Here is a 25816-nt window from a genome sequence, read left to right as displayed (position 1 = left end):
TCAACTCCGCGTCCGTGGCGGGGCGGTGAGGCGCAGTTCACCGTCCGCGATGGTGCGTCCGTCCTGCTTCATGGCACAGCGCAGCACGGCGTCCGTCCCATCGCCCGCGGTCCGGACGCTCTCGCAGACGATCGGCAGATCCAGCTCACCGAAGCCCGAGAAGCGCACGTTCAGCCCCGTGAGGACGGCCGACGCCGACGGCAGCATCCCGGTTTCGACGGCGGTGGCGATGCTCAGTTGCCGGAAGGCCTCAAGGGTCAGCATGCCGGGGACATGGTCCAGGGGGTGGTCGAACAGCACGGGGTGCCCGGTGTCGACGACGAGCCGCGCGGTCCCGGTGCCGTCCTCGCCCGGCGGGCGGTGGAGCGGGGAGATGACCACGTTCGCGGGATCCTTGCGGTCGACCAGCGCCTTGGGGATCCGCCGCTGCGCGTCGTGGGCCTCGAAGGGGGCGTGGAGCGGCAGCCCCAGCGCGGCGCGTCGTTCCTCGCGCATCGCCTGCCATCGGGTGGGCGTCACCCAGGACATGTTGCACTCCAGCGTCGCCGCCGCGTGGTCGCCGATCAGCGCGGTGTAGCTCAATCGTGCCCCCGACACGCCCTCGCGGCCATGGAAACGGCGCAGGATGCGGCAGCGCAGCACCACCTCGGTGGGCACGCCGCGTACCGTCAGCGCCGCCATGTCCGCGTCCCGCAGGGCGATGTCCCGCAGGATGAACTTCGTGCCGAACGGCATCTCGAACAGCTGGTGGCCCAGCATGATGAGGGTCTGCCGGGCCGCCTCCACCAGGACCATCGGGTCGTAGACGTGGCCGCAGCCCGCCGTGTCCCGGTAGAAGGCGTGCGAGCGGGGTATCTGCATCCCGACGTCGAGGGTGTCCTCGTCCCGGGCGAGCACGCCGGTCACGAACACCTCGGTGAGGCTCACCCGATGGACGAGCTCCCGTGGCACCGTACGGCTGAATTCCACCGTGTCCATGCTGTCTCCCTCCCCGTCACCGCACCGCGAGCCGCGCCATGTGGCGCTGCCAGTCGGGCACGCTGACTCCGTCGAGCACGGGGCCCAGCCCCGTGCGTTTCATCGGCAGCACATGAGTGCCGACGATCACCACGTCCCAGGCGTCGAGCGGAAGTCCGGCCCGCCAGATCGCTTCCATCAGCCGCCGGTAGCCGTCCTGGTCCCGGGCGGCGAGCCGGGCCGTGCGCAGTGCGTCCCGGACGGCGCCGGGAGCCAGGGATGCCTCCGCCTCCTGCACGGCCCGCTTGAGCCGTTCCGCGGCCGGTTCGAAGGTGAGATCCCGCGCGGGCACCTCGGCGTGCAACTGCTCGGCCAGCTCACGCGCCCGGGCCGACCGGTCGTCGCCCGCCAGCGCGGAGGCGTAGACCCGCTCCCGGAGCGCGGTGTCGAAGTGGATGCCCAACTCCCGTGCCACATCGGCCGGTTCGTCCGGAGTGTGGACGAGATTGAGCAGAAAGCTGTAGCGGCCGATCTCGTAGCGGAGCTGGCCGGGGACCCGGGCCCGCGGGTCGGTCGGGCCCTTCCGCTCGGTCACCACGACCGACGCCGGCGGAGCCTCGCCGTCGTCCGCTTCGGGGCGCACCACGAGCACCAGCGCGTCGCACGAGTCCATGAACATGTCCGCGAGACGGCGGCGCTGTGGTGTGGCCAGGTTCCACTGGAAGTACCACAGCGCCCGCACGGCGGTACGGGTGAGCCGGGTGCGTTCCGCGGCCACGATCCGGAAGCCGTTCCGGGCCAGCCAGTCGACCGTCGTCGGTATCTGCCGGCTGACCACGGCATCGGGTTTGAGCAGCAGCGCGGCGTGCCGGTGGAGGAAGCCGTCGACGTCGGCGGTCAGCGTGCCGAGCTGTTCGACGCTCTCCAGGAAGTAGGTGTCCGAGCCGAACAGCGTGCGCTTGCGCGGATCGCAGCTGAGGGCCGGGGAGATGTCGTCGCCGAAGGGCCGGCCGTGCGCTGTGCCGCCGGTCACCGGCCGGCTCCGATCGCGTCGCTGCCGGCCGGGCCGGTCCCGTTCGCCACGGCGGTCGCCTGCGCTCCCGTGCCGTCCGGCCGGGCGCCCACCTCCGTGTCGTCGGCGGGCGGCAGGCCCAAGTAGCCCGACTCCAGGCAGTGGTCGAAGATCCTGCGCAGGAAGTCCTGCCCCCTCTCGGGTGCCCCGCGGGTGGTCAGACGTGCCGTGTGGGAGTCGTCGAAACGCATTCGGCGGCGGAAGTAGCTTGCGTACAGCGTCACGACGCGCTCGTAGTACAGCCGCTCCCGCCGGGACAGCCGCTGGGCGTCGAAGCTCGTCGGCGGGACGAACCGCGGCACCTGGAACGGGGGGTACTCGGCCATCACATCGGAGAAGTCCCGCAGCGTCAGCGGTGCGCCCACCGCGTGGAAGGTGCGGCCCGCCGCCTCCTCGAACCGGTGGGTGACCTCCGTGATGACGTCCGCCACATAGTCCACGGGCACCAGATCGAGGCGCGCCTCGTACAGGCCGGGGAGGGAACGGACCCTGCCCTCGGTGGCCAGCTTGAGAACGACGTAGATGTTCTTGTACTCGCGCACCACCCCGGTGTGCTCCTCGCCGACCACGATGCTGGGGCGGACGATCGCCGCGCGCACCCCGTCGGCCTGGGCCTTGTGCACCAGTGTCTCGGCCCGGAACTTGCTGGTCTCGTAGGCGTTGGCGAGCCGCTGGCCCTCGTCCAGCTCCGTCTCACGGATCAGCCCGTCCCGCTCACCGCACACGTAGGCCGTGCTCACGTGCACGAGAGGAATGCCGCCGGCGCGGGCCAGCTCGACGACGTGGGCGGTGCCGTCGACGTTGACCGCCTGGTAGACCTCGTCGGGGAGGCCGAAGTCGGTGATCGCGGCGCAGTGCACGATCCGGTCGAGCCCGCCCGCGGCCAGCGCCTGGTACGCGGCCTCGGTGAGGCCGAGCCGGGGCTTGGTGACATCGCCGGACAGGCACGTGACCGCGCTGCTCTCCAGGGGGCTGCCGTCGTTGCGTACGAGCACCGGGTTGTCGTGGACCAGCGCGGTCACCTCGTGCCCGGCCGTCGCCAGCCGGGCGGTGACCTCCGCGCCGACCAGCCCGGCCGCGCCGGTCACCAGAACCCTCAGGTTCTCCGTCATCGACTTCATCGACCTGCCTTCTCTCTCCGTGCCTCACTCCGGGCGCCATCGCGCCGACGGACGCGGACACCGTGCGGCGCGCCTCGTCCTCGTTCAGGGGGTGTGCTGGTGCGTGACGTCAACGTTCCTCCCGCAGCGTCAGGTGGTGGCGACATGCGGCTGGGCACCCCCGCTGGAGAGCAGATCGCTCGCCTCGTCGAGGGGCAGGTCCGCGTCGAGATGCGCGCCGAGGCGCAGCCAGTCGTAGCCGATCTCCAAGGTCTGCCGCCATCCGTCCGAGGAGCCGAAGGAGGACGGGAAGCCGTGCGCCCCCGTCGCCTGCCGGACCAGGGCGACGAAGCCGTCCAGCGCGGTGAGCGCCGCGCTGCCCCCGGCGACGGAGTCGATCGTGAGCGTTTCGAGCCGCCGTGCCTCAGCCTGGATCCCGTCCATGTGGGCCCCGGCCGGAAGGAGGGACAGCGCGCGGACGACCTCGGAGTCCGGCGGCAGCGGGTTGACGCCGTACGCGCTGAGCACCCCGCGCAGCGCGAACCGCAGCATTCTCCGGGCGCTGAGTTCGGCGACGCTCCACTGCTCGCGGTCCAGGGCGCCGACCAGGTCTTCGCGGGCGTTCTCCACCAGCACGTTGGACCACACCAGGATCATCGCGGCGGCGCTGAACCGGCGTGCCGGCACGGGCACGAGATCGATGGCGTCCGCATCGCCGGCCACCGCCCCGCCCAGGGCCACGAGGGGCCGCGCGGTGCTCGGCGGCGGTGTGACGGCACCCGGCGGTGCGGCGAGCGGCATGGCGGGGACGATCGGGCCGTCGCCCTTCCACGCCGCCTTCACCAGGCCGAAGCGGAGGAACCGGGCGATCAGCGGGCCCGCTTGCGGCGCTCCTGCCGCGTCCGCCGCGGCCAGCACGAGGTCCAGCGGCCGGCCGAAGACGAGGGAGCGCCAGGCCCGCGCCGCCCGGTCACCGAGGACGAACACGTCCTGCTTGCCGCGTACGACGTGTACCCGGTCGCCGGTCTGCCAGGTGGTCACCCCGTCGGCCCGGGCCACGGTGATCTGCCCGGCACCGGGCGCGGCGCCCGACACCCCCAGATCGGCCATGAGCCGGGCGCCCTCGGTGAGGTACGCGGCGGGATCGAGACCGGACGCGTCCAGCGAGGCGAGCGTCCGGTACCGCGCGGACAGCGGGTCGTCACCGATGCGGTCCAGCTGCATGGGAAGCCACTTCGGCTCCAGGTAGGTCTCCCCCCGTCCCGCCGCCCAGGACTTCACGGCCTGCAGCAGTCCGGCTTCGGTCCACGCCGCGGCCTCCTCGTCCTGGCCGAGTTCCCGCAGGACGAGGGCGTACCGCATCGACTGGCGCGCGTGGTGTGCCCACCACTCCCGGACCGTGGTCCGGAAGTCGTCGACGGACATCAGCCCCTTCACCTTCGCCACCAGCTCCCCATTGCGCAGCGGGAAGCTGTGCAGCAGACGCTGACAGCGGTTCAGCAGATCCTCCGGGATCGCGCCCGGGCCGCCGTGCGCGGCCGTCGTGATCGCGGAGAACTGCTCGGCCAGCTGCCGCACGGAGCGGGTCCGGACCTCGACCCGTCGCCCGTCCAGGAACAGGAGCGACGGCATGGTGGGCAGGTCCGCGTCGCTGTCGGCGATCAGCAGGAAGTCGATGTCGGACGATGAATTGCCGAAGCCCTCGGCGATCGAACCCTCCAGAACCACACCGCAGTCGGCGGCGGAATGGAGATGTGGAAGGGTCTTGTCGAACAGGTTCTGCAGATAGTCCTCGCTGAGGATCACTCAGGCCTCCCGGTCGTGACGTGGGTCGTCTCCAGCAGCGCATGACTCACTCTTCGTGCCCTTCGTGCTTCGTGTCCTTGGCGTCCTTGGTGTCTTTGGCGTCCTTCGTGTTCGCTGCTTCCGCCGCGCTGTCCGTACCGGCCGGGCCGACGGCCGGGGCCGCGGGCTCCAGCAAGGTGATGGCCCCCGTACCTCCGTCGAGCCTCAGCCGCATGCCGGTCGCGATCTCCGTGACCGCGCCCTTGACCTGGACGACCGTGGGAATGCCGAGCTCACGGGCGACGATCGCCACATGCGTCAGAGGGCTGCCCCGCTCGATGACGAGCGCCGAAGCGGACGGCAGCGCGGCGACCCAGCCCGGATCCGTGCGGTAGGTCACCAGCACACCGCCGTCCACATCCACGGGGGTGTCCGTGACCACGGCACGCGCCTCCACCACACCAGGGCAGGACGGGGTGCCGCGCAACTCCCTGACGCCGGTGGGCGCCACGGTGCCCCGCACGAAGCCGGCCTGCTCCAGATTGCCCCGCCAGTAGGCGGCCCCACGAGTGGTGAACCGGGACGGCGCGGACAACTGCTCGTCCTCGCCCCGTTGCCGCTTGCGCAGCTCCACGAGGCCGCGCAGATCGGTGTGCGCGGTCGTGCCCTCGTAGGCGCCGCGCAACTCCTCAAGGCGCAGGAAGAAGACGTCGTTCCAGTGGTCGATCGCCCGCATCCGGGCGAGATCGCGGCCCATGGCGCGCAGCATCCGCTTCGCCGAGCCGAACGCTCGGGTGCGGCAGAACCTCAGCCGCTCCCGGTTGTACAAGGAACTCTGTGCCTTGCGGCGGACGACGTTGTAGAGCAGCCGGCGCGGCCCGCGAAGGTGCGCGTCCAGATAGGCGTCGGCCTTCTCGCCGGAGTGGGCGCTCACCTCGGGCAGTGCGGCGCGCACCATGGCGAACAGGCTGGACGGCTCCTCCCGCAGATCGGGTACTTCGAGCTTGAGCTCGTCGAGACTGCGGTAGCCGTACGCCGCGACGTACTCGTCCATCGACGCGAGGAACGTGGTGTGGCCGCCCTCGCGCAGCGCCTGATAGGTCTGTGCGGCCGGGGTTTCCTGGAGGATGCGGCCCAGTTCGGCATCGTCACGGACGGCGACCGCGAGGTCCGCCAGCGCACGGGCGGGTTCGATGGACTCCACCTGGGGACCCGGACTGGCGGCGCTCCACGTGAGCCACTCGGGGGCGTCCGGCAGCCAGCGCCGGTGCAGCAGGGCGAGCCCGCCGATGGACCACAGGATCGCCGCGTCCAGGGTCTGCATCGGACCCCACTTCTCCAACAGGTCCTTTTCCAGAGCGCGGAAACGCCGGTAGACGTCCTGGCCCTCCATGGCGTTGTAGTCGACGTTGTCGAACTTCTCGTACGCCTCGTAGAAGTAGGCCATGAACCGCTCGACGGAGCGGTTCATGGTGAGGAAGCGGCGCACGAACGCGGCTACCGTCCTGGCGCGGGACAGCCGGCCGGCCAGGGACGAGGAGAAGGTGTACGGGTAGAGCGACTCGGCCGTTTCGTCGTCGAGCGGTTCCTCGACGCCGATCGCAATCTCCAGGACTTTCCTGTTGAGTGTGTAGAGGGGCGCGATCCGCACCATCCGGTACCAGTTGAGCAAGTTGTAGTACACCCGGCCATGGAAATAGCCAAGCATTTGCGGAGTCCATTCCTCCATTTCGCGCCGGGCGGCCTGCGGGACCCGGAGCCCTCGGGCGTAATAGTCGTAGACCTTGCCGTAGACATGGGACGCGAAGCTATAGGTCAGCGGTGAGACGATCCCGGAGAAGCTTTCGATGATGTTGGCGTTGTCCCAAATCCGGAGTTCGCCCTCGCTCGGTCCGCACTCCGCCTCCTCCGGCGGCTGAACGGCATTCGGCAGCGCCGTGATGGGGCGGGCCTGCAAAATCCACAGAACATCGCCGGTGAACGCCCACTCGATGTCCTGCGGGGTGTCGAAGACCGCCGCGATACGCGCCCCGGCCTCATGCAGCCGTGCCACGTCCTTCGGTTCCAGCGACAGCTTCTCCCGTTCGGCCCGGGACACTTCGCTGACCCGATATCCGGAAGCCGAATCGTCCGCGTGGTAACGCTCCTGCTTGTCGCCGAGCACGGTGTCGTGCACCGCGCCCGTCGCCGCGTCGAGCACGACGGTGTCGGCGTCCACCGCGCCCGAGACCAGCCCCTCTCCCAGCCCGTACACCGAACTGATCACGTACTGGCCCTGGTCGCCGGTCACCGGGTGGGCGGTGAACAGGACGCCGCTGCGCTCGGAATCCACCATCTCCTGCACGACAACGGCGATGCCCCCGCCGCGCAGCGGCAGCCCGTGGCGAAGCCGGTACTGCAGTGACCGTTCGGAGAACGCCGACGCCCAGCACCGCTTGACGTGCGCTGTCACCTCGGCGAGCCCGGACACATTGAGGAAGGTGGCGAACTGCCCGGCGAAGGAAAACTCCGCGCCGTCCTCCTCGACACCCGAGGAGCGCACCGCGACCCGAGCGCACCCCACATGCGCGTACGCGTCTTCGACGACCGCCGCGGCCTCGTCCTTCAATTCACCCGACTCGATGATTTCAGCCAACTGGCCGGAAATTCGGCTCGCGTTGTCCGGGGTGACCTCGGCGAGCAGATTCTCGATGCGCCCCGCGCCGTCGAGCGCGGCGATGAATTCCTGGAAGACATCGAGTCCCACGACTGCCCACCGGGGGACGTTGAGACCGTTCCTGGACAGCTCATGGAGATTCTTCCCCTTGCCGCCCGCCAGCCTCTCGGCCTCATCCGGAGGACTGTCGTCGACTATGGTTCGCATCCGATCCCTGCCCTTCGGGCACCCGTCGTGAATGCCACCCCCCTCGGGAATGACGAGGGTCACCGTACCGCCGGAATCCACGCGGATTCAGATCGTTATCCACGTCTATCAGTTCCCCTAGTGTTCGGAACCTGTTCACCCGCACCGCTATCCGTTTCCCTAGTGATCGCTGATTCGCCGAAGGAGTAGCCTGCCGGGTGAAGTAACGACTCCGGTCAGTGCTCCCGCCCCGATTCCTGCCGCCACGCCCCCCGTTCTCCCTGGCCGGTGGCGAATCCAATGCCCGGTGGCGGCCCCAATCCCCGGTGGCCGGCAATCCCGTGGCCGCTACCTCGCAGACGCCGGAGAACTGAGCACACGCCGGAGAACTGGCACACGCGGGAGAACCGAGCAGACGCTGGACGACTGGAGAAAACCGATGCCCCACCTTCCTCCCGGCTCGCGGCAGCCCGCCTTCCTGCAGACCATGCAGCTGCGCGATCCGGTCCGGTATCTGGAATCGCTACGGCGGCGCCACGGCCCGGTGTTCCGTATGAAGCTGCTCGGCTTTCCGCCCCAGGTCGTGGTCTCCACCGCGGACCTCGCCGCGGAGATCTACCGCACGGACGGCGACGGCAGCCGGGCCGGCGCACTGCGCGCCGGATACGTGCCGTGGCTCGGGAAGTATTCGCTGTTCACGAACGACGGCGAGCCGTGGTGGCGGCACCGCAAGCTGCTGAGCCCGACCCTGCACGGCCGGTCCCTCGCGAGCTACCCCGAGCTGATCGCCGAGATCGCCGCGGCGGACATCCGGACGTGGCCGCTCGGCACACCCTTCGCGCTGCAGGAACGCATGCAGGCCATCACGCTGGAGGTCACCCTGCGGCTGGTCTTCGGGGTCCGCGACGTCAACCAGCAGGCACGGCTGCGGGCCTCGCTCCTCGCCCTGTCCAAGGCCAGCGGCTCCGCGTCGCTGTTTCTGCTGCCCGCGCGACTGCGCGCCTGGGCGGAGAAGTCACCGCTGGCGATGCGCCTCCCGTTCCTGCCGACGACCCGCACCATGAAGGCCAGCGCGGCAGTGGACAAGGTCGTCTACGGCGAGATCGCCAGGCGCCGGAACGAGGAGGACGGCGAAGCCACCGATGTGCTGGGGCGGTTGCTCCGGGCCCGGGACGAACAGGGCCGGCCGATGAGCGACGAGGAGATCCGCGACGAGCTGATCACCCTGCTGGAGGCCGGACTTGAGACCACGGCGACCGGCCTGTCCTGGGCCTTCGAACGGTTGATGCGCTCCCCGGAGGTACTCGCGCGGTTGCGGGAGGAGTGCGAGCGGGGCGAGGACGAGCGCTACCTCGACGCGGTCGTCAAGGAAGTGCTGCGGCTGCGCACCGTCATATACGGCTCGGGGCGTCTCCTGGACAAGCCGCTGCGGCTCGGCGGATACGACATCCCTGCCGGATGGGCGGCCATCCCCATGTTCTCGCTCATCCATCAGGACAGCGAGGTGTATCCGGAGCCCCAGGAGTTCCGGCCGGAGCGGTTCCTCGGCGAGAGCGCCAAGTCGGCGCAGAAGTCCTTCCTGCCCTTCGGGGGCGGCCGCCGCTACTGCGTCGGCGCGCAACTCGCCACGATGGAGATGAAGGTGATCATTCGCGAGGTGCTCCAGCGGGTGGAGCTGACACCCACCGACCCCGCCCCGGAGAGCCAGCGCATGTGGCACGCCACACTCATCCCGGGGAAACACGCCGTTGCCGTGGCCCGCCAACGGCCGGTGCAACACCGGCCGTTGACCGAGGAACCGAGGTGCCCCGTCAACCCCGCCCCGTCGGAATAGGCCAGTACCGATATCCCCGTAACTGATCTCCCCGTACGGCTGTCCCCGGCCGGTCAGACAAGATCGCTCACGTCGTGGACTCCGGCACCCGTGCGCTCGTCCTGAGCTCGTCCTGGGACGCGTTCTCGCGGCGCGGGAGCAGCAGCGGGGTGGCCAGGAGGAGGACTCCGGCGGCGGCGATCGCGGTGCGGGGGCTGGTGACGGTGGCCAGCAGACCCCAGAGGGCGGTCAGGGCCGCGATGGCGGCGCTGCTGCCGATCGACCACGCGGCCAGGGTGCGCGCGACCCGGTCGGGGCCGGTGTGGTCGAGCCGGCAGGTCGCCAGTACGGGGTTGAACAGTCCGCAGCAGGTCACCAGGCCGAATTGGACGACGATGACCAGGACGATCCCGGGGACGCCGGGCTGGACACCTGCCAGTCCGAGTGGCCAGCATGCGCGCAGCACCCCTGAGGTGCGCAGCACCCGGTCCTGGCCGAACCGCGCCACGAGTCGGTGCGCCAGGCGCGAGCCGACCAGGCCACCGACGCACGGGGCCGCGAACACGAGACCGTACTGCCAGGGTGCGAACCCGAGGGGGCCCAACAGGAGTACGGCGAGCAGCGGCTGGGAGGCCATGATCAGGCCGTTGACCACGATCGCGTTGAAGAACAGCGGGCGCAGCGCCGGGTGGGTGAGGATGTGGCGCCATCCTTCGAGCAGGTCGCTCGCGCGCAGCCGTGCCGCACCGGTCCGCGCGGGGTGCGGTTCCGTCCCGCCGATGGCGCGGATGCCCAGCGCCGAGAGCAGATAGCTGACCGCGTCGGCCACCACGGTCGTCACCGGTCCGAACAGCCCGATCGCGGCCCCGCCGAGCGGCGGTCCGACCGTGGTCGAGGTCCATGTCGTGGACTCGAACCGGCTGTTCGCGACGAGCAGGTCCGCCGGCGGCACGAGCGCCTTCAGGTACGCGCCGCTGGCCGCCTTGAAGGCGATGTCGGCCGCTGCGGTGACCACGGAGACGAGGAGGAGCTGGGCGAAGCCGAGCCGCCCGAGCGCGAACGCGGCGGGGACACTCATCAACGCCGCGAACCGGATCAGGTCCATCGCCACCATGACCGGCCGCTTGCGACGGAACTCCACCCAGGGACCGATCGGCACCGCGACCAGGGCTCCCACGGCCCGCCCGGCGGCAGCGAGCGTCGCCACCTGGGCCGGCCCGCAGTGCAGCACCAGCACCGCGATCAGGGGAAGCGCGCCGAAGCCGAGCCCCGATCCGTACGCGCTGACCGCATACGCCGCCCACAACCACCCGAACCGACGCCCCAGCGCCCGCCTGCCCGCCATGCCCACCGCCCCCCTCGCCGAACCGAACCACCAGCCCTGACCACCGGCATCTAAGCGAGGGGGAGACGGCGAGATCAAACAACCGATCGGCCAGGACGCACCACCAATCGTTGTGCCGATAGCGTGGTCGGCGTGGATATCGAGGCGGTGCGCACCTTTGTGGCGGTGGTGGACACGGGGCGGTTCCAGGACGCCGCCGCGGAACTGTCGGTCACCCAGCAGGGCGTCTCCAAGCGCATCGCCACGCTGGAGAAGGTCCTCGGCGTGCGGCTGTTCACCCGCACCGGGCGAGGCACCCAGCTCACCATCGACGGCCAGGCGTTCCTGCCGCACGCCCGCGCTCTCCTGCGGGCCGAAGAGCGGGCCATGGCTTCCGTGCGTCCCGGCCGCCGCGCGCTGCGCGTGGACGTGATCGGCCGACGGCTCGGCCCGGCCGCCCTCCTGGGCGACTTCCATCGTGCGCGCCCTGAGGCCGAGCTCGATGTCGTGACCCTCTTCGACGCCGAGGCGGCCGTCGAGGCCATCCGCTCCGGCACGATCGACGCGTCCTTCCGCGCCGTCACCATGCCCGGCCGGCAGCTCCCCGACGACATCGGGGCCGCCCGGGTCTACGACGAGCCCATCCAGCTGCTCACGGGACCGGCCCACGAGCTCGCCGCCGCCCGCGCGGTCACGCCCGCCGACCTCGTCGGGCACCGGATCTGGATGCCCGGCCTGGTACCCGGAACCGAGTCGGCCGCCTTCTACGACGACCTCGCCGCCGCGTTCGGGCTCACCATCGAGATCACCGGCCCGGACTTCGGCACCGAACCCCTGCTGGACACCCTCGCCGACTCCCGGACACTGGCGACCTTCGTCGGCGAGCACACCCGCCTCGTCTGGCCCGCCGACCACGACCTGCGGCGCATCGCCGTGCGGGATCCGATGCCCGTCTACCCGCACTCACTGGTATGGCACCGCGACAACCCACACCCCACACTCACCGCACTCCGCGACCACCTCTGCTCCGGACGGGCTCATGACGCCGACGCCGAGACCTGGACACCGACGTGGGCCTAACGGGGTCGGAGCACGCATGATCGGATCACGCATGATCGGATCACGGACTACGCCGACAACCGGCATACGTGACGCGCTCGCCGAAAGTCCCGGCATCGGGACGGCGAGCGCGCCGGCCATCAATCTGCACGCCGGTCCGAATTCGGTCAGAGGCGGCGTATCCGCGCAGCGATCCCATGACCGAGCAGAAGGTAAATCACCGCAGGCAGGCCGTAATTGAGGAAAACCCGCAGCCCTTCAAGCTTCATGGTGAAGATGTCCTGGGACCAGCCGGCGAGCCAGTCGGCCATACCGTGCACAAAGTCGACGAAGACATTTCCCTGGTTTGCCTCAAGCAGGTACAGCAGGATCCAGAGGCCCAGAAATCCTGCGGCGATGTCCGCGATGGTGTGGACAATCATTGCTGCCCGGTTTGCCCCGGCGCCGTACCGGTTGCGGCCATAGGGGTGATAGGTGTCATGTGCGGGTATGGGTTCATGGGGATTGCTCATGTCCTGCTTGCTTGCCTCGCGCGGGTACCTGAAACCTCTTTCAAACCTGCGATTTCATATCGGTTTCCGATCTTGGATCACACGCCGATCCGTGCCGTGAACTGCACGTCCCCCATTCCGCGGACAGCAGCCCTCGTGCACCCGCCCCGATGAACGATGAATTCTCTTCGCCTGGAATATCTGCCGCCGCGCCGCCATGGCCGCAGCAGCTCTCAACTACTGCCGTCGGCACGCCAATTGAAATAGCGTCGAAAGCCCGCACGGCCCATACCCCCGCGGCCTCGTGCTCGCCCACGTGGGCCCCACGCGCCGCCGCGAACCATTCCGTCCCCCGGAGGGGGCGCATCCCCTGAAGCGAGCGCGTCCCTGGACCGTGCGCGTCAGTCCTGTTCGGAAGGGTTCCGCCGGGCGTGGATCCGCTCGCGACCCGGCGTGCGGGGCGGCTGGAAGATGCGCTGTGGCCCCTCCCGTCTCGTGAGCCACGCCAGGAAGACGATGACGAACAGCCCTTCGGTGATCAAGGAGAGGAGCCCGTACGGCGGCTCCCAGTCGTGCTCGTAGTAGCCGTCCGGCAGACCGACGGTGCGCGACAGCGCGAACCCGACGATCATTCCCAGGCTCACGACGGTCCCGGTCAGCCACGCGGCCGCGGGGCGCCTCATGGTGGCAAGGCCGACCGCCACGGCCAGCATCACGGCGCTGCCCACGGCGAAGAGGACGCCGATGTAGAACTTCTCCTCAAGGTGGTCGGGGATGAGGAGGGCATGCACCACCGCGTTGCCGATGGCGCAACACACCCCCAGCCCTCGTAGGGCGGCTTCGGTGGTGGTCATGGAGTTCATGGAGACTCCAGATGCATCCGTCACGTTGGTCACGCGATCTGAGGCACCTCTGTCAGTGACGACGCTCCGACGCGGGGCAGGGGGTCATCGTGCGCAGGTGGTGCCGTTCTCCGGGATCCTTCCCGCAGCCTCGTCTCCGCGCAGTTCGACGCAGCACGAGCCGGGCCGCGGGGCCAGGATCGCTGTGGTCTTGTGGCTCCCCAGGCCGTGCAGGTAGCCGGCGAGGAAAGCTTGATTGAGGCCGCAGACAAGCTCCGGGGCCTGGACGGCCAGGGAGTGGAAGGGGCAGTTGCGCAGGCGCAGCACCGTGGGGGCGCTGCGGTCCGGCTCGTAGCCGAATTCCTCCAGCGTCTCTGCGGCCAGGCTCAGTCCGCGCTCGGCGCCGAGCCGCCCGGGGCGTACGCGTGCACGTTCGGTGGCACCCAGGGCCACTCCGTGCTGGCGGGCGACGCGGAGCGCTGCCTCGCGGGCCGATTCGCCCGCCGCCTCGGTCGCGACGGCTTCGATGAGCAAGCCGGCCAGGATCTCGTAGCGGCGTTCGGGGATGCTCACCGCGATGGTCCCGGCCATCAGCTCGTACACCTTGGGCCGACGTCCAATCTATCGCGCATGAGTATGGGTAGAAACCCGTTTTACCTTCCTTTACCCCACTTTCTTGAGCCTTAGGGGCAATAAGACCAGCAATGGTTAGCGAAATAGTGGGGGACGGTGATCGGTCTGGCGCCGTCGTGGTGACCGCGGCGGCACGCGGCCGGCGAAACAGCTGGTCAGCCCTGGTAGTGGCCGGTCGCTGCGGCCAGCCGCTCGACGCGTCCCGGCCCTGGCCGGGATCGTCCCCAGGTGCCGCAGGTGCACGTCACGCGCACCTTCCGGGCCGCGTGCGGATCAGCCGCGTCCGGTGAACTGCTGACCCACCCCGAGTCGGCGCAGGTCGGCGAGGACTTTCGGGTCCTGGGCGTCCAGCCAGTCGCAGAGCTGGCGGAAGGAGACCAGCCGCACGTCCTTGTATTTCTTGTCCGCCATGTGCTTGAACGCCTCTTCGACGGCGTCCATGTAGATGCCGCCGTTCCACTGCTCGAAGTGGTTGCCGATGAAGAACGGCGCCCGGTTGGTCTCGTAGGCCCGCTTGAAGCCGGCGATGTAGGCGTCGGTGGCCTGCTTGCGCCAGCCCGGGTAGTTGGCCGGCGGGGCCTTGGTGGAGTTCTTCGACTGGTTGGCCATGATGTTGTAGTCCATCGAGAGGACCGGGAAGGAGTGGCCGGGGAACGGTATCCCCTGGAGCGGGAAGTCCCACAGGCCCTGCTTCTTGGTGGGCCAGACCTGGAGGCCGCCGGGTGAGCTGGCGTCGTAGCGCCAGCCGAGCTTGCGTGCCGTGGGCAGCAGGTTGTCCTGGCCGAGCAGGCACGGCGTACGGCCGCCGACGAGTTCCTTGCTGTAGTCGAAGGGCAGCGGTTCGAGGTCGGTGAAGCCGGTGTTGGTCCGCCACTTGGTGACGAAGTCCATGGCCTGCTTGATCTCGTCGTCCCACTGAGCGGGGGTCCAGTGCGCCACCGAGCCCGAGCTGGTGCCGCAGAAGTGGCCGTTGAAGTGGGTGCCTATCTCGTGGCCCTCCAGCCACGCCGCGCGCACGTTCTTCAGCGTCTCCTTGATGTGGGCATCGGTGAGGTAGCCGATGTCGGAGGCGCCGACGGGATTGTTCGGCGGGCGGTACATGCGCTTCTTCGACTCGGGCAGCAGATACAGCCCGGACAGGAAGAAGGTCATCGAGGCGTTGTGGTCCTTGGCGAGCTTGCGGAACCGCGGGAAGAGGCCGTTGCCCACCTCGCCGGCGCCGTCCCAGGAGAAGACGACGAACTGCGGTGGCTTCTGGCCCGGCTCCAGCTTCTCCGGTGCGGACGGCTGATGGGGCTGCTTTCCGAGGTACGCGGTCGAGCCGTCGCCTATCGGCTTGCCCTGCGCGGTCTTTCCTGACGTGCTTCCGACTTTCTCGGAGGCCGACGACCCGGAGGGAGAGCAGCCGGCCACGGAGAGCGCGGCCGCCGCTCCTACCCCGAGTCCGAATATGTTCCGGCGGCTGAATTCACGCATAACGGTCCCCGTTGGATTCGTTCGAAGTACTGGTATGTAGGACGCCCGGAGAAGTGGGACGCCCAGAAAGAGGGAGAGGCGGATGTTGAGGTTCCGCTTTGGCCCCGAGGAGGAGAATTCTCAACAGAGGGTCGCGGGCGGCTTACGCTCCGCCATCTTCTGCATCGTGTGCTCCCCCTGTTCTCTGTGGCGCGGCAGGAAGCCGAAGGCCGCAGTGACCTCAACCCACGCAACGCCCTTGGACGCACATGACTCTCACGGAGATCGCTAGCGAACCAATAACGCCTCACTAATGTTCGGGGCACCCTGGCGGGAGACCGCCGGCAGGATCCGTCGGCGCCGCGGCTCACGCGCACGGCCGGGAGCCGTACGCCGTGCCGCCCGGCCTCGACTCGGAACAGGGGCCGTGTCGGGTTGGCGTGTTGGGGAGGATGCCGAGGGCTCGCCGCCTGCATGACGGTGAACCACAGGGCCCGCGCCGGGCATTCCGGAGCCCAAAGACGGTGGACCACAATGCCTAACGCTGATGAACCGCAGTGTTAACGGAGTCTCGTTGACATGGATCAGTGATACGGATGCACTTCAATTCGCAGAGATCACATCCTGCTCCGCAAGGAAGTCCGCCCTGAGTGAACCTTCACCACGGGACTTTCGTCATGTCGAGTAGGAGTGAGGCAACTGGCGTCCGAGATTGTTCTCGACGCCCGTACGGGGCCGGTGAGAAGAACGACGCATGCCCGACAGGGGGTCGTTTCTCGGGAGTTCGTCGAAGTCTTTCGCGGTTATGTTCTCGACCCTCGGGTCACATGCGGTGCAGACCTTACGCCAAGGAGAACCCCTCCATGAATGTTCCGAAGACCACAGATCACCGTAGGGCTCGGGGGAGATGGATGAGATCTTCCGCCCTGCTCACGGGAGCAATCCTCGTTGTCACATCCGGCGGGCTGGCTCAGGCGGACCCCACCGGGTCAACGCCGAGCGGCTGCCGAAAGCCGACCGGGACCGGGGCGGACGCGCAGGTGCTCCCGCTCCACACGGAGGCCGAAGCGAAGAAGTGCCTTGAGGACAGCGGCTTCGTCCTGAACGACCGGGAGTCCGTCTGGGGCTACCCGATGGGGCAGTGGAGCGATGAGAACGGCAAGCTCAAGGAGATCACGGCCCAGCGGGTCAACGAGAAGTTCAAGCCGTCCGAGGTGATCGAAGAGATTCTGAAGGTCCAGGAAAAGGTGGCGGACGGCGCCTCACAGGACGAGCGGAAGAACGCGAAGCCCTTTTTCCAGGACCCGACGCGCAACCCGGACACCGGAGCGAACCAGGGCGAAGTCGTTTTCGACCAGCAGGGTTCCGAAAAGGCGAAGGCACTCGGCTTTGACCCCGGCGTCGCGGGTTATCTGGATGTTCGGGACAAGAACACACAGGACAAGGAACCCTGGTTCGACGGAATGAACGCGAAGCAGGTCTGCGAAATGCCCACTCACCCCACGGAAACGCCCCGCAAGTTTCCCGGGTTGCGGTGCGGCTTCGTGGGCAAGCTCGACGAGGCGTACCCGTCCCTGGTGCAGCTCCCCGCCGGGGTTGGCTACAAGAGCTCAAAGGTGAAGTACGAGGCGAAGGTAGGACGGGAGGAAGCCAAGAAGACGGAATGGAACGTGGGCGGCAAGATCACCGCAACTCTCACGCCTCCGGGTGAGACCGGCGGATTCGGCCCCGGCGTTGAGGGAAACTTCCAGTACAGCGAGGCGACCACCACCACCAAGAAGTGGGAACGGACAGTCTCTGACGAGGAGACAGTCAATATCCCCGGTGACGACAAGGCGGGATGGATCGAGGCCCGGGCGAACGGCGCCTGGTACATCGGCTACATCGTCTACCAGATCTACGACGCTACCCCTGGGAAGGGGTTGAAGACGGTCCTCATCCCGGCGCGCGTCCTGATTCAGGGCCATGGCAAGGACGAGGACAAGCCCGAGGCTACGGGCCAGACGATCCCGTCGACGACCTGGCTCGGTCGGAAGAACTGACCGAACGGCAATCCGGGGTCCCTGCCCGAAGTGAGCAGGGACCCCGTCGTCCACCTTCCCTCGCGTGACTCGTCACCCCGAGCAGGTCAGGGGTTGGGGCTCACGTCCGGGTGCAGGCAGTTCCACGTCTTCGGGCCGACGATGCCGTCCTTGGTGAGGTGGCATCGTCCCTGCGCCCACACGACGGCGGCTTTGGTGCTGGAGCCGAACATGCCGTCCTCGGCGAGGCCCCGGCCGTAGATGTTCAGCAGGCACTGTGCGTGGGCGACGGCCTTGCCGGTGTCGCCGGGGTAGAGAGTCGGGTGGGACAGGCTGTAGGGGCAGGCGCTCTCCGAGGCCGGCGCAGCCGATACGGAGGCGGGTGAGGCGATCGCCGGTCCGGCGGAGACAGCTGCCGCGCCGAGTGCGAACGCCGAGACGACGAGCCCGGCTCGCCTGGTGAGCGTCATGGACATGAACTTCTCCTTTTCACAGCAGGGTGAAGGGCATCGGCCTGCGGCGCCTGGCACGTCGTCGCAGTCGATGGTTGATCATCAGTGCGACTCCTTCCAGCTCTTGGCGGCAGGGGCTCGGGCTGACGCGGCACCGGATGCGGCATCCGTGGCCCCTACGGGGCGCGCCGGCGCACTTCACGAGGCACCCCGGGTCGGCCGGACTCCCCGCTTCCCGCACGCCGGGGGCGGCCGATGACGTCTGTTCAGAGATTCCCCATGACGGCGAGCGTGCACAAGCCATCCAGGCGTTCGCGTACGTTCGGAACAGTCCCGACCAGCGCCGAACACTGCCGGACGGCAGATCCCGAACATGGCTGAACAGCACGCCAGGTGAGGAATAGTTGACGAATTTGCCGGGAGCGCCCGGCTGTGAGCCCCCGCTACCGTGGAATCGTGAAACCAGGGGCAGACAGCAACGGCGCCCAGCCGCCCCCCGGATTACCGCAGCCGGACCGGGCCCGCACTGCCGAGGAGTTCACCGCGGCGTTGCGTGCCCTGCGGGCCTGGTCGGGGTTGTCCTACCGGCAGCTGGAAGGGAAGGCCGCGGCGCGCGGGGACACGCTGGCCTCCAGCACGATCGCGACTGCTCTGGGTCGCGCCACGCTGCCGCGCGAGCCGTTCGTCGCCGCGTTCACCCGCGCCTGCGGACTCGGTGCGGCCGAGACCCAGCGGTGGTTGGACGCTCGCCGATGCCTGGCCATGGCCCAGCAGCCCCCCGGTCCTCGTACCGGTCCCGTCCCGCCCGGCGCCGACGAGCGGGCGGCATCGGACCCGGCCGAAGTCGACCGTGCGCCGCGGTCCCGATACCGGCACCGCCACCTGCGCTTGATCGCGGCCGCAGCGATCGGCGCCGGGGCGGCCCTGGGCGCACAGACACTGCTGTCGGCCCTGTCCGCACCGCACCGCACCACAACCGCCACCCACGCGGTGCAGGGCCTGGCCCTCCTGGCCGTGGGCAGCTGGGCACAGATCCACCCCGCCCGCACCCCACGGCTCTGCGTCACCGAAGGACGAGACCGCACGCACCACTACGCCACGGCCATCGCGGCCCAGTACCCCTGCGCACAAGCCGTCGCGCCCCGCACCTACGTCGAACCCGTCGGCGAGAACCTGGTGCAGATCCAGTGGCACCATCCGAAGTACGGCATCGGCTGCCTGACCCTCTTACACGACGGCCCCGGACGCGATCTGATCGAACCCCGGGACGACTGCGCCGAGGACAACCCCGCCCAACAATTCCGGATCGAACCCCTCGACCCGCGGGCCTCGGCACACTTCCGGCTCCGCCCCGCCGCCACCGGTCAATGTCTTTCCGTCCGCGACCAGGACACCGTCGACGGGGCCGAAATCGTCCAGGGTCGCTGCTCGGGCGCCCGCGACCAGGAATTCCTCATCACCCTGATACCGCCCGCATGACGATGACGCTGCCCTGCGGGGCACTACACCTGCTCCCTGCGGGTCAGTACGCCTACGCCCCGGCCTTGCGGAAGATCCGGGCGCCGAGGAAGACCGAGATCGCCGCGAGGACCGCCGCGACCAGCGCGCCCCGGATCATCGCGGTGCTGCTGTACTGGCCGAGGAACGCGGCCCGGACCGCTTCCACGAGGTAGCGCAGCGGCACGAGTTGCGACACCACGTCGAGCCACCGGGGCGCCAGCGACATCGGCAGCAGGATGCCGGAGAGCAGCATGACCGGCAGGTTGATGGTGTTGACCACCGGGGCGAACTCCTCGGGGGAGTTCAGCCGCATGGCCAGCCCATAGGACAGCGAGGCCAGCGCCACCGTGAGGGCGGCGACGAACAGAAAGCCGATGAGGACGCCGAGCACCGGGGCACGCAGCCCCATGACCATGCCTGCCAGTACCAGCAGCAGCGACTGGGCCAGCATCTGCACCACATCGCGCAGCACCCGCCCCATGAGCAGTGCCAGCCGGCTGACCGGGGTGACCTGCATCCGCTCGATCACACCGTGCTGCTTCTCGATGAGAATGCCGATGCCGGCGAAGGCGGCGCTGAACATGCCGAGTTGCACCAGCAGCCCCGGCACCAGTGTCTGCCAGGCGTCACCGCCCGTACCGAGCTGGACGTGGGTCAGCAGGGGACCGAAGAAGAACAGCACCAGCAGCGGCATGAGGACGCCCACCACCAGGCCGATCTTGGCGCGCAGCGTCTGCCGCAGATAGCGCCCGAGGATCAGGCGGGTATCGGCCACGAGGTCGGCCAGGCGGGAACTCTTCCTGGCCGCGTGGCGTCGGGACGGTACCTCCGCGGGCCTGGATGCCGTCGGCACCGAGGATGCGGTGGGGGACGAGTGCGGCACGTCAGCCTCCGTGGGGAGCGGGCAGTCAGACAGCGACAGGGGCTTCGGGAGCGGGGGCGCGGTGGCCCGTGATGGCGAGGAAGGCTTCGCGCAGGCTGGCCGATTCCGAGCCCGCGTACCGCAGCTTCAGCTCCTGCGGGGTGCCCTCGGCGGCGACCAGGCCGTCGTCGACGATGACGAGCCGGTCGGAGAGGACGTCCGCCTCGTCGAGGTAGTGCGTGGTCAGAAAGACCGTGGTGCCCTCGGCCCGGATGCGGTGCACCAGATCCCACACGTCGGAGCGGCTGCCGGGGTCGAGTCCGGTCGTCGGCTCGTCGAGGAACAGCAGCTCGGGCCGGTGGGTCAGGCCCAGGGCGATGTCGAGGCGGCGCCGCTGGCCTCCGGAGAGCGCACGGGTGGGCCGGTCGAGGAGTTCGGCCAGGTCGAGATCCTCGGCGAGTTCCTGTGCCCGGTTCTTGGCCGCGGTCTTGCCGAGTCGGTACAGCCGGCCCTGGGTGACCAGTTCCTCGCGCACGCTGATAGCCGGGTCGACCCCGCTCACCTGGGCCACATAGCCGATGCACCGGCGCACCCCGGCCGGGTCGCTCGCCAGATCGTGCCCGGCGACCGTGGCGCTTCCCCCGGTGGGGGGCAGCAGTGTGGTGAGCATGCGCATCGTGGTGGTCTTACCGGCGCCGTTGGGACCGAGGAAGCCGAGGATCTCCCCGGCGGCCACGGTGAGGTCGATGCCCCGCACCGCCTCGACCGGGCCCTTCTTGGTCGTGTAGGTGCGGGCGAGCCCCTTGGCGCTGATGATCGGGGCGGTCATGGCGGCCTCCTGCCTGGCGGATGCGCATCTCGTCCGGTCGTCCAACGCGCGGTCGAATGATTTGCTCGCTTGAGCATATTCTGACATGGCTGAGCAAAACTCTTCGCGTTCTGTCGCGCCGAGCACGAACTACCCGGCAAATCCCTAGCGTTTGCGTTGCCGCGACGTAAGCGACGCACCCGCCGCTGCTCAGCCGAGGTTCCGGGCCGGGAGCGGCTGGTCGGCGCACACGGTCTCCCACATGGCCCGCATGGATTCCCCGATGGTGAACCGGGGGTGCCAGCCCAGGAGGCGTCCGGCACGGGAGATGTCGACCTGGATCCAGTCGGCGCCCCTGCTGCGCACCTCACCGCGCTGCTCGCGAACCGTCTCCGCCGGCAGCCCGGCGGCCGCGACGAGCTCGCCCACCAGCGTCCGTACGTCCATGGCGCGGCCGCAGCCGATGTTGACCAGCGGGTCGGCGCGGGCAATCCGGGCCGCCCGGACCACGGCGTCCACGGCGTCCCGGACATCGACGTAATCACGCCGGGCATCGGCGATCGTCAGCTCGACGCCCGTGGCCGCGTCGGCACCGCGGAGCCGGACCGCCAGGGACCCGAAGAAACTCTCCAGCGCGGGGTGCGGCCCCAGGGTGTTGGCCAGCCGCAGGACCACGGCGTCGAGGGCACCGTCCCGGGCGGCGTCGAGAACCATCCGCGAGGCGGTGAGCTTCGCCTTGGCGTAGGGATTCTCCGGAGCGGGCGCCATGTCCTCGTGGATGGACGTCCCGAAGGGGACTGGGCCGTACTCGTGGATGGTGCCGAGGTGGACCAGCCGGGGAGGGGCCGGCAGCTTCGCCAGGGCGCCGAGGAGCCGTTCCACCAACTGCACGTTGGTGTAGTGCAGTTCGTCCCCCCAGCCGAGGGTGGCATTGACCACCACATCGACCGCTTCACGGGTCAGCACCCGGGCGAGCTCGTCGCTGGTGCTGCCCGCGACATCGAGGGACAGGAACCGGTGGGCGGCGACCTGCGGCGCGTACCGGCGGGCGATCGCGACGACCTCGCTCCCCTCGGCCGAGAAGGCGGCGCACAGGTGCCGGCCCATGCAACCGGTGGCCCCCAGTACCGCGACACGGACGGGGCCGGGGGACGGCATCAACGGTGCCACGGCACCTTCCTCATCACTCACTGAGCCGGATATTCCTCAGTCACCGAGCCGGACCGCCGACCGGTCGGGGTGCCCCGCCGGTTCGGCGGCCGGCCCGGCCGACAGGCAGTCGGCGTACTTCGGGAGCATGCCCTTGGCCTCGGCCTCCGCCAGGCTGGGCGCGACGGTGTCCCGCGCGGAGAGGAGGAACTCCACCTCGGGCGGCCAGGGCAGCCCGATCGCGGGGTCGAGCGGATCGATCGCATGCTCCAGCTCGGCCTGGTAGGCGCTGCTCACGAGGTACGACATGACCGTGTCGTCCTCAAGTGCCAGAAAGGCATGGGCGAGCCCGTCGGGGATGTACACGGCCCGGAAGGACTCCGAATCCATCGTGACGAGGTCCCACTTGCCGAAGGTGGGTGACCCCACCCGGATGTCCACGACGGCGTCCAGCGCCTGCCCCCGCGCGCAGTAGACGTACTTGGCCTGGCCCGGGGGAGTGGCCGTGAAGTGCAGACCGCGCAGCACCCCCTTCGCCGACCGGCTGTGGTTGGTCTGTGCCACGGGGAACCGGTGGCCGACCGCCGCGACGAACGCCTCGTCCTGCAACGGCGAGACGAACAGGCCACGGTGGTCCGAGTGGATGTCGGGCGTGAATTCGAAGCCGCCGGCGACGGCGAGTTCTCGGGTACGCATCACGGATCACCTGCCCGTCGCGTCGGGTGCGGACGACGCCGCGGGGCGCGCGCCGGGCCGCTGCGGCCGGATCGGTTCGGTGCGCCTCATGTCACTCACGTTTTCGCGCTCCCACCACGTTCGGAAACAGGTTTGTGCCGTGTGCAGGCAGGTGCGGCTCGGCGCCGCACCGCGCACGGTCCGTGGGGTCCGGCCGGAGGGACGGGCCGGACCCGGCTGTGGCTGCCTCAGTATGGGCGGGACCCATGTGGAAGATTCCCTAATGCCGGGTCCGGACGGTCCCTGCCGGGCGGCAGCGGCAGGGTCAGACGACGGAGAGCTCGGGCAGCGGGAAGACCAGCTTGCCGCCGCCGGCCAGGAAGGCGCTCTCCCGCTCGATGAAGCCCTCCCGGTAGATCCAGGGGAGCACCAGCAGCTGGTCGGGGCGCCGGGACTTGGCCTCCTCCTCGGACACGATCGGGATGCCCGTGCCGGGCGTGAAGCAGCCGGACTTGTCGGCGTTGGGCTCGCCGATGCACGGCAGATCGTCCTCGGTGAGCCCGCAGAACTGCAGGATGACATTGCCCTTGGTCGAAGCGCCGTACCCGAGGGTCACCTTGCCCGCCTTGCGCGACTCGTCGAGGAAGTCACGAAGACGGTCTCGGTAGCCGTGGACGCGCTTCGCGAACGCCTCGAACGGGGCCATGGTGTCCAGTCCGAGGGCGGTTTCCCGGGCGCGGACGGCGGCCAGCCCCGCCTCGTCCACGGGGTAGTGGCCGGGCCGCTTGGCGAGGGTCACACAGAGGCTGCCGCCGTAGACCTCGGTGAGTTCGGCCTTGAGGACGGTGAACCCGACGCGCTCGGCCATCCACTCGATCTGCCGCAGCGCGTAGTACTCCAGATGCTCATGGCACACCACGTCGTAGGCGGTGCCCTCGATCATCGCCGGCAGGTAGCTCTGCTCCATCACCCAGATGCCGTCGTCGTCGAGGACGTCGTACACGTCCTGCATGAACGCCATCGGCCGCGGCAGGTCGTAGAACATCGCGATGGAGGTGACCACCTTGGCGCGGCGCGAGCCGAAGCGTTCGGTGAACAGGTCGCGGGAGAAGAAGTCGGGGATCAGCTCGGCGTCCGCCGGGTAGTACTCGCGGAACTTCGGCCCGGTCGGGTCGATGCCGACCAGCTTCGGGCCGGGCGTGGGGTAGCCGCGCAGCAGTGTCGAGTCATTGCTGCCGATGTCCAGGACCAGATCGTCGGGGCCGAGGTCGACCAGGTCGGTGATCGCCGCGACCTTGCCGTGGAGATGCTGGACCATGAACGGGCGTATCCCGGAGCGGTAGCCGTAGTTCTCGTTGTACATCAGCCCGAAGTCGGCGGTGTGGCGGAGCTGGACGAGGCCGCAGCCGTCCGGCGAGCACTTGATCAGTTCGAGCGGGACCGTCGGGACGGCCTCGTCCCGGGTGCGGGGAAAGACGCCGGTGAGAGCCTGCGGGCCCAGGTCGAGGACCGGCAGCAGGTTGCGGTTGCCGCAGATACGGCAGTCTTCGATGATCATGGATTCTCCAGGTCGCGTTCCACCATCGGCTGGACCGGATCGGAACCGGCGCCGTGAGCCCACGCCAGGCGCGGCGAGCCCCGCCAGGTAACTGCCGGTGACCCTAATGCCGAAGTCCCGGGTCCTCGTGATTCCGGCGCCCATTCTGGAAAATGCTCCAGAACCCGCACGCCGGAGCCACCTTCCTGAGGAGCCGGTGGCAAGCTCTGCGCCCCCGGGAGCCCCGGCCGGACCACCGCACCACCACCGCACCACCACCGCGCCGGGTCGCCCCGTCTGCTTGCGTGTGCTAGTTTTTGCTTAGCTATGCAACTCCGTGGGTGTCAAGGGTCGATCGAGCTCTGGTGGCGCAGACTTCGGAGAGTGGTCCGATCCCGCACGGACGGGCAGCAACAGACGAGTCGAGGAGCAGCGATGGCTGCACTGCGTGACGAGACCGAGTTGACACAAGACAGCAATCAACGTGAGCAGACCGCAGCCCGCCGGCAGTTCGCGGTGACCCTGCTCTGTGATGTCGTCCTTCCCGTGGGGCTCTACTACGTGCTGCGCAGCGCGGGCTTCAGCGAACTGATGGCGCTGCTGATCAGCGCCGCCGCGCCGGCGATCAGTACCGGATACTCCATCGTCAAACAGCGCAGGGTCGACAGCGTCGGCCTCTTCGTCATCGCCATCCTCGTGCTCGCCGGGCTCGGCTCCCTCATCTCCGGCAGCCCCCGCCTGGCCCTGGCCCGAGGGGGCTGGTTCACCGGGCTGATCGCCCTGTGGATCCTCGGGTCGCTGTTCACCTCCCGCCCGTTCACCTACCGGGCACTGAAGACGCTGCTCCCGGGCAAGTCGGAGACCCTGGAAGGGCTGTGGCGCACCGATCCGCAATTCCGCCGGATCTGGCGCGGCCTGACCGTGCTGTGGGGATGCGGGCTGCTCGTCGACGCGGCGCTTCGCGTGATCATGGCGTACACCCTGTCCGTCGATTCGGTGCCGGCGCTCGACGGTGCGCTGTATTTCGTGACCTACCTCGTGCTTCAGGTGATCACGCACATCATCCTGCACAAGACCGGGGTGTTCCAGCTGCTCTTTCCCGGGCGGGGGAGGCGGCCGGCCAGATCACGGGCCTCCGCGGACATGAAGGACGACGGGACGGCCTGACAAGAGCCGCGGGAAATCCGAGAAAAGCTTCCGCACCCGGGTGGGCGATCACGCAGCCGAACGGCTCGTGACCGGCCTCCCGGGTGCTGTGCTGTCCCGCCCTTTTCCCTGGCCTTTCCGGGAGGTCCGACTGGTTCCCGGACTTCTTCGTGCGGCGAATTCCAGAAGCCCAGAAGAATTCCTAGTTATTCCTGAACAACCTTGCCGGGTATGCACAGCGCGTGACCAGAATACCGGCGATCGGTTCACCGCCATGGGAGAAGTTGATGCTG

Annotated in this window: 21 protein-coding genes; 5 read left to right on the top strand and 16 right to left on the bottom strand. The window is 69.0% G+C overall.

The window, feature by feature from the left end:
- The 5 genes from EST54_RS14165 to EST54_RS14145 form a co-directional block, all read right to left on the bottom strand.
- On the bottom strand, positions 1-978 hold the full coding sequence (locus tag EST54_RS14165) for a ScbA/BarX family gamma-butyrolactone biosynthesis protein (protein ID WP_129247963.1): 978 nt from the start codon (positions 976-978) through the stop codon (positions 1-3).
- Between the two features lie 16 nt (positions 979-994).
- On the bottom strand, positions 995-1990 hold the full coding sequence (locus tag EST54_RS14160; RefSeq protein ID WP_129247962.1) for a nucleoside-diphosphate kinase: 996 nt from the start codon (positions 1988-1990) through the stop codon (positions 995-997).
- On the bottom strand, positions 1987-3150 hold the full coding sequence (locus tag EST54_RS14155; protein WP_239012521.1) for an SDR family oxidoreductase: 1164 nt from the start codon (positions 3148-3150) through the stop codon (positions 1987-1989). Before EST54_RS14155 ends, EST54_RS14160 begins: the two co-directional genes overlap by 4 nt.
- A 129-nt stretch (positions 3151-3279) precedes the next feature.
- Complete coding sequence (locus EST54_RS14150) at positions 3280-4935, bottom strand: hypothetical protein (protein WP_129247961.1); 1656 nt, start codon at positions 4933-4935, stop codon at positions 3280-3282.
- 46 nt (positions 4936-4981) lie between these two features.
- A complete protein-coding gene (locus tag EST54_RS14145) occupies positions 4982-7777 on the bottom strand; it encodes a phosphoenolpyruvate synthase (RefSeq protein ID WP_129247960.1) in 2796 nt (931 codons plus the stop codon).
- Between the two features lie 418 nt (positions 7778-8195).
- Between EST54_RS14145 and EST54_RS14140 the strand changes: the two genes are divergently transcribed.
- Positions 8196-9590, top strand: a complete 1395-nt coding sequence (locus EST54_RS14140) for a cytochrome P450 (RefSeq protein WP_129247959.1) — start codon at positions 8196-8198, stop codon at positions 9588-9590.
- Between the two features lie 67 nt (positions 9591-9657).
- Here the strand turns inward: EST54_RS14140 and EST54_RS14135 are convergent, their stop codons facing one another.
- A complete protein-coding gene (locus EST54_RS14135) occupies positions 9658-10914 on the bottom strand; it encodes an MFS transporter (RefSeq protein WP_129247958.1) in 1257 nt (418 codons plus the stop codon).
- Positions 10915-11046: 132 nt separating this feature from the next.
- On the opposite strand from EST54_RS14135, the gene EST54_RS14130 reads away from it, so the two are divergent.
- Positions 11047-11973 (top strand): LysR family transcriptional regulator, encoded by a 927-nt coding sequence (locus EST54_RS14130; RefSeq protein ID WP_129247957.1) that lies wholly within the window; start codon positions 11047-11049, stop codon positions 11971-11973.
- A gap of 146 nt (positions 11974-12119) precedes the next feature.
- Here the strand turns inward: EST54_RS14130 and EST54_RS14125 are convergent, their stop codons facing one another.
- The 4 genes from EST54_RS14125 to EST54_RS14110 form a co-directional block, all read right to left on the bottom strand.
- Entirely contained in the window at positions 12120-12464 is a 345-nt protein-coding gene (locus EST54_RS14125) for a hypothetical protein (protein ID WP_129247956.1), read from the bottom strand.
- A 380-nt stretch (positions 12465-12844) separates the two neighbouring features.
- Positions 12845-13306 (bottom strand): hypothetical protein, encoded by a 462-nt coding sequence (locus tag EST54_RS14120; RefSeq protein WP_129247955.1) that lies wholly within the window; start codon positions 13304-13306, stop codon positions 12845-12847.
- 84 nt (positions 13307-13390) lie between these two features.
- Positions 13391-13876, bottom strand: a complete 486-nt coding sequence (locus EST54_RS14115; protein WP_129247954.1) for a helix-turn-helix domain-containing protein — start codon at positions 13874-13876, stop codon at positions 13391-13393.
- A 315-nt stretch (positions 13877-14191) separates the two neighbouring features.
- Positions 14192-15394, bottom strand: coding sequence for a polysaccharide deacetylase family protein (locus tag EST54_RS14110; protein ID WP_129247953.1), 1203 nt, complete (start codon positions 15392-15394; stop codon positions 14192-14194).
- Positions 15395-16236: 842 nt separating this feature from the next.
- Here EST54_RS14110 and EST54_RS14105 point away from each other — a divergent pair.
- A complete protein-coding gene (locus tag EST54_RS14105) occupies positions 16237-17415 on the top strand; it encodes a hypothetical protein (protein WP_129247952.1) in 1179 nt (392 codons plus the stop codon).
- 86 nt (positions 17416-17501) lie between these two features.
- Here the strand turns inward: EST54_RS14105 and EST54_RS14100 are convergent, their stop codons facing one another.
- Entirely contained in the window at positions 17502-17870 is a 369-nt protein-coding gene (locus EST54_RS14100; protein WP_239012510.1) for a peptidoglycan-binding domain-containing protein, read from the bottom strand.
- Between the two features lie 432 nt (positions 17871-18302).
- On the opposite strand from EST54_RS14100, the gene EST54_RS14095 reads away from it, so the two are divergent.
- Complete coding sequence (locus EST54_RS14095) at positions 18303-19325, top strand: XRE family transcriptional regulator (RefSeq protein WP_244942514.1); 1023 nt, start codon at positions 18303-18305, stop codon at positions 19323-19325.
- Positions 19326-19377: 52 nt separating this feature from the next.
- On the opposite strand, the gene EST54_RS14090 is transcribed toward EST54_RS14095, so the two are convergent.
- The 5 genes from EST54_RS14090 to EST54_RS14070 all read right to left on the bottom strand — a co-directional run bounded on the left by EST54_RS14090 (position 19378) and on the right by EST54_RS14070 (position 24398).
- Positions 19378-20121 (bottom strand): ABC transporter permease, encoded by a 744-nt coding sequence (locus EST54_RS14090; protein ID WP_006608194.1) that lies wholly within the window; start codon positions 20119-20121, stop codon positions 19378-19380.
- Between the two features lie 133 nt (positions 20122-20254).
- A complete protein-coding gene (locus tag EST54_RS14085; protein ID WP_129247951.1) occupies positions 20255-21037 on the bottom strand; it encodes an ABC transporter ATP-binding protein in 783 nt (260 codons plus the stop codon).
- A 189-nt stretch (positions 21038-21226) separates the two neighbouring features.
- Positions 21227-22207: an NAD-dependent epimerase/dehydratase family protein gene (locus tag EST54_RS14080; RefSeq protein ID WP_244942513.1), complete on the bottom strand. Its 981-nt coding sequence runs from the start codon at positions 22205-22207 to the stop codon at positions 21227-21229.
- A gap of 15 nt (positions 22208-22222) precedes the next feature.
- Positions 22223-22861, bottom strand: coding sequence for a dTDP-4-dehydrorhamnose 3,5-epimerase family protein (locus tag EST54_RS14075; protein ID WP_129247950.1), 639 nt, complete (start codon positions 22859-22861; stop codon positions 22223-22225).
- 304 nt (positions 22862-23165) lie between these two features.
- A complete protein-coding gene (locus EST54_RS14070; RefSeq protein WP_129247949.1) occupies positions 23166-24398 on the bottom strand; it encodes a class I SAM-dependent methyltransferase in 1233 nt (410 codons plus the stop codon).
- A gap of 414 nt (positions 24399-24812) precedes the next feature.
- Between EST54_RS14070 and EST54_RS14065 the strand changes: the two genes are divergently transcribed.
- Positions 24813-25544: a VC0807 family protein gene (locus EST54_RS14065; RefSeq protein WP_129247948.1), complete on the top strand. Its 732-nt coding sequence runs from the start codon at positions 24813-24815 to the stop codon at positions 25542-25544.
- The last annotated feature ends 272 nt before the right edge of the window (positions 25545-25816 follow it).

Origin of the sequence: Streptomyces sioyaensis (assembly GCF_004122735.1) — a bacterium.
GTDB classification, from domain to species: Bacteria; Actinomycetota; Actinomycetes; order Streptomycetales; family Streptomycetaceae; genus Streptomyces; species Streptomyces sioyaensis.
The sequence above is the reverse complement of the archived record's forward strand: the minus strand, read 5'-3'. Positions and strand labels throughout refer to the sequence as shown.

Excerpts from the sequence above, each read along its gene's own strand:
- EST54_RS14165 (WP_129247963.1), bottom strand. The coding sequence starts at position 978 with ATGGACACGGTGGAATTCAGCCGTACGGTGCCACGGGAGCTCGTCCAT.
- EST54_RS14155 (WP_239012521.1), bottom strand. The coding sequence starts at position 3,150 with ATGAAGTCGATGACGGAGAACCTGAGGGTTCTGGTGACCGGCGCGGCC.
- EST54_RS14145 (WP_129247960.1), bottom strand. The coding sequence starts at position 7,777 with ATGCGAACCATAGTCGACGACAGTCCTCCGGATGAGGCCGAGAGGCTG.
- EST54_RS14140 (WP_129247959.1), top strand. The coding sequence starts at position 8,196 with ATGCCCCACCTTCCTCCCGGCTCGCGGCAGCCCGCCTTCCTGCAGACC.
- EST54_RS14135 (WP_129247958.1), bottom strand. The coding sequence starts at position 10,914 with ATGGCGGGCAGGCGGGCGCTGGGGCGTCGGTTCGGGTGGTTGTGGGCG.
- EST54_RS14125 (WP_129247956.1), bottom strand. The coding sequence starts at position 12,464 with ATGAGCAATCCCCATGAACCCATACCCGCACATGACACCTATCACCCC.
- EST54_RS14120 (WP_129247955.1), bottom strand. The coding sequence starts at position 13,306 with ATGAACTCCATGACCACCACCGAAGCCGCCCTACGAGGGCTGGGGGTG.
- EST54_RS14115 (WP_129247954.1), bottom strand. The coding sequence starts at position 13,876 with ATGGCCGGGACCATCGCGGTGAGCATCCCCGAACGCCGCTACGAGATC.
- EST54_RS14110 (WP_129247953.1), bottom strand. The coding sequence starts at position 15,394 with ATGCGTGAATTCAGCCGCCGGAACATATTCGGACTCGGGGTAGGAGCG.
- EST54_RS14105 (WP_129247952.1), top strand. The coding sequence starts at position 16,237 with ATGAATGTTCCGAAGACCACAGATCACCGTAGGGCTCGGGGGAGATGG.
- EST54_RS14100 (WP_239012510.1), bottom strand. The coding sequence starts at position 17,870 with ATGTCCATGACGCTCACCAGGCGAGCCGGGCTCGTCGTCTCGGCGTTC.
- EST54_RS14085 (WP_129247951.1), bottom strand. The coding sequence starts at position 21,037 with ATGACCGCCCCGATCATCAGCGCCAAGGGGCTCGCCCGCACCTACACG.
- EST54_RS14075 (WP_129247950.1), bottom strand. The coding sequence starts at position 22,861 with ATGCGTACCCGAGAACTCGCCGTCGCCGGCGGCTTCGAATTCACGCCC.
- EST54_RS14070 (WP_129247949.1), bottom strand. The coding sequence starts at position 24,398 with ATGATCATCGAAGACTGCCGTATCTGCGGCAACCGCAACCTGCTGCCG.
- EST54_RS14065 (WP_129247948.1), top strand. The coding sequence starts at position 24,813 with ATGGCTGCACTGCGTGACGAGACCGAGTTGACACAAGACAGCAATCAA.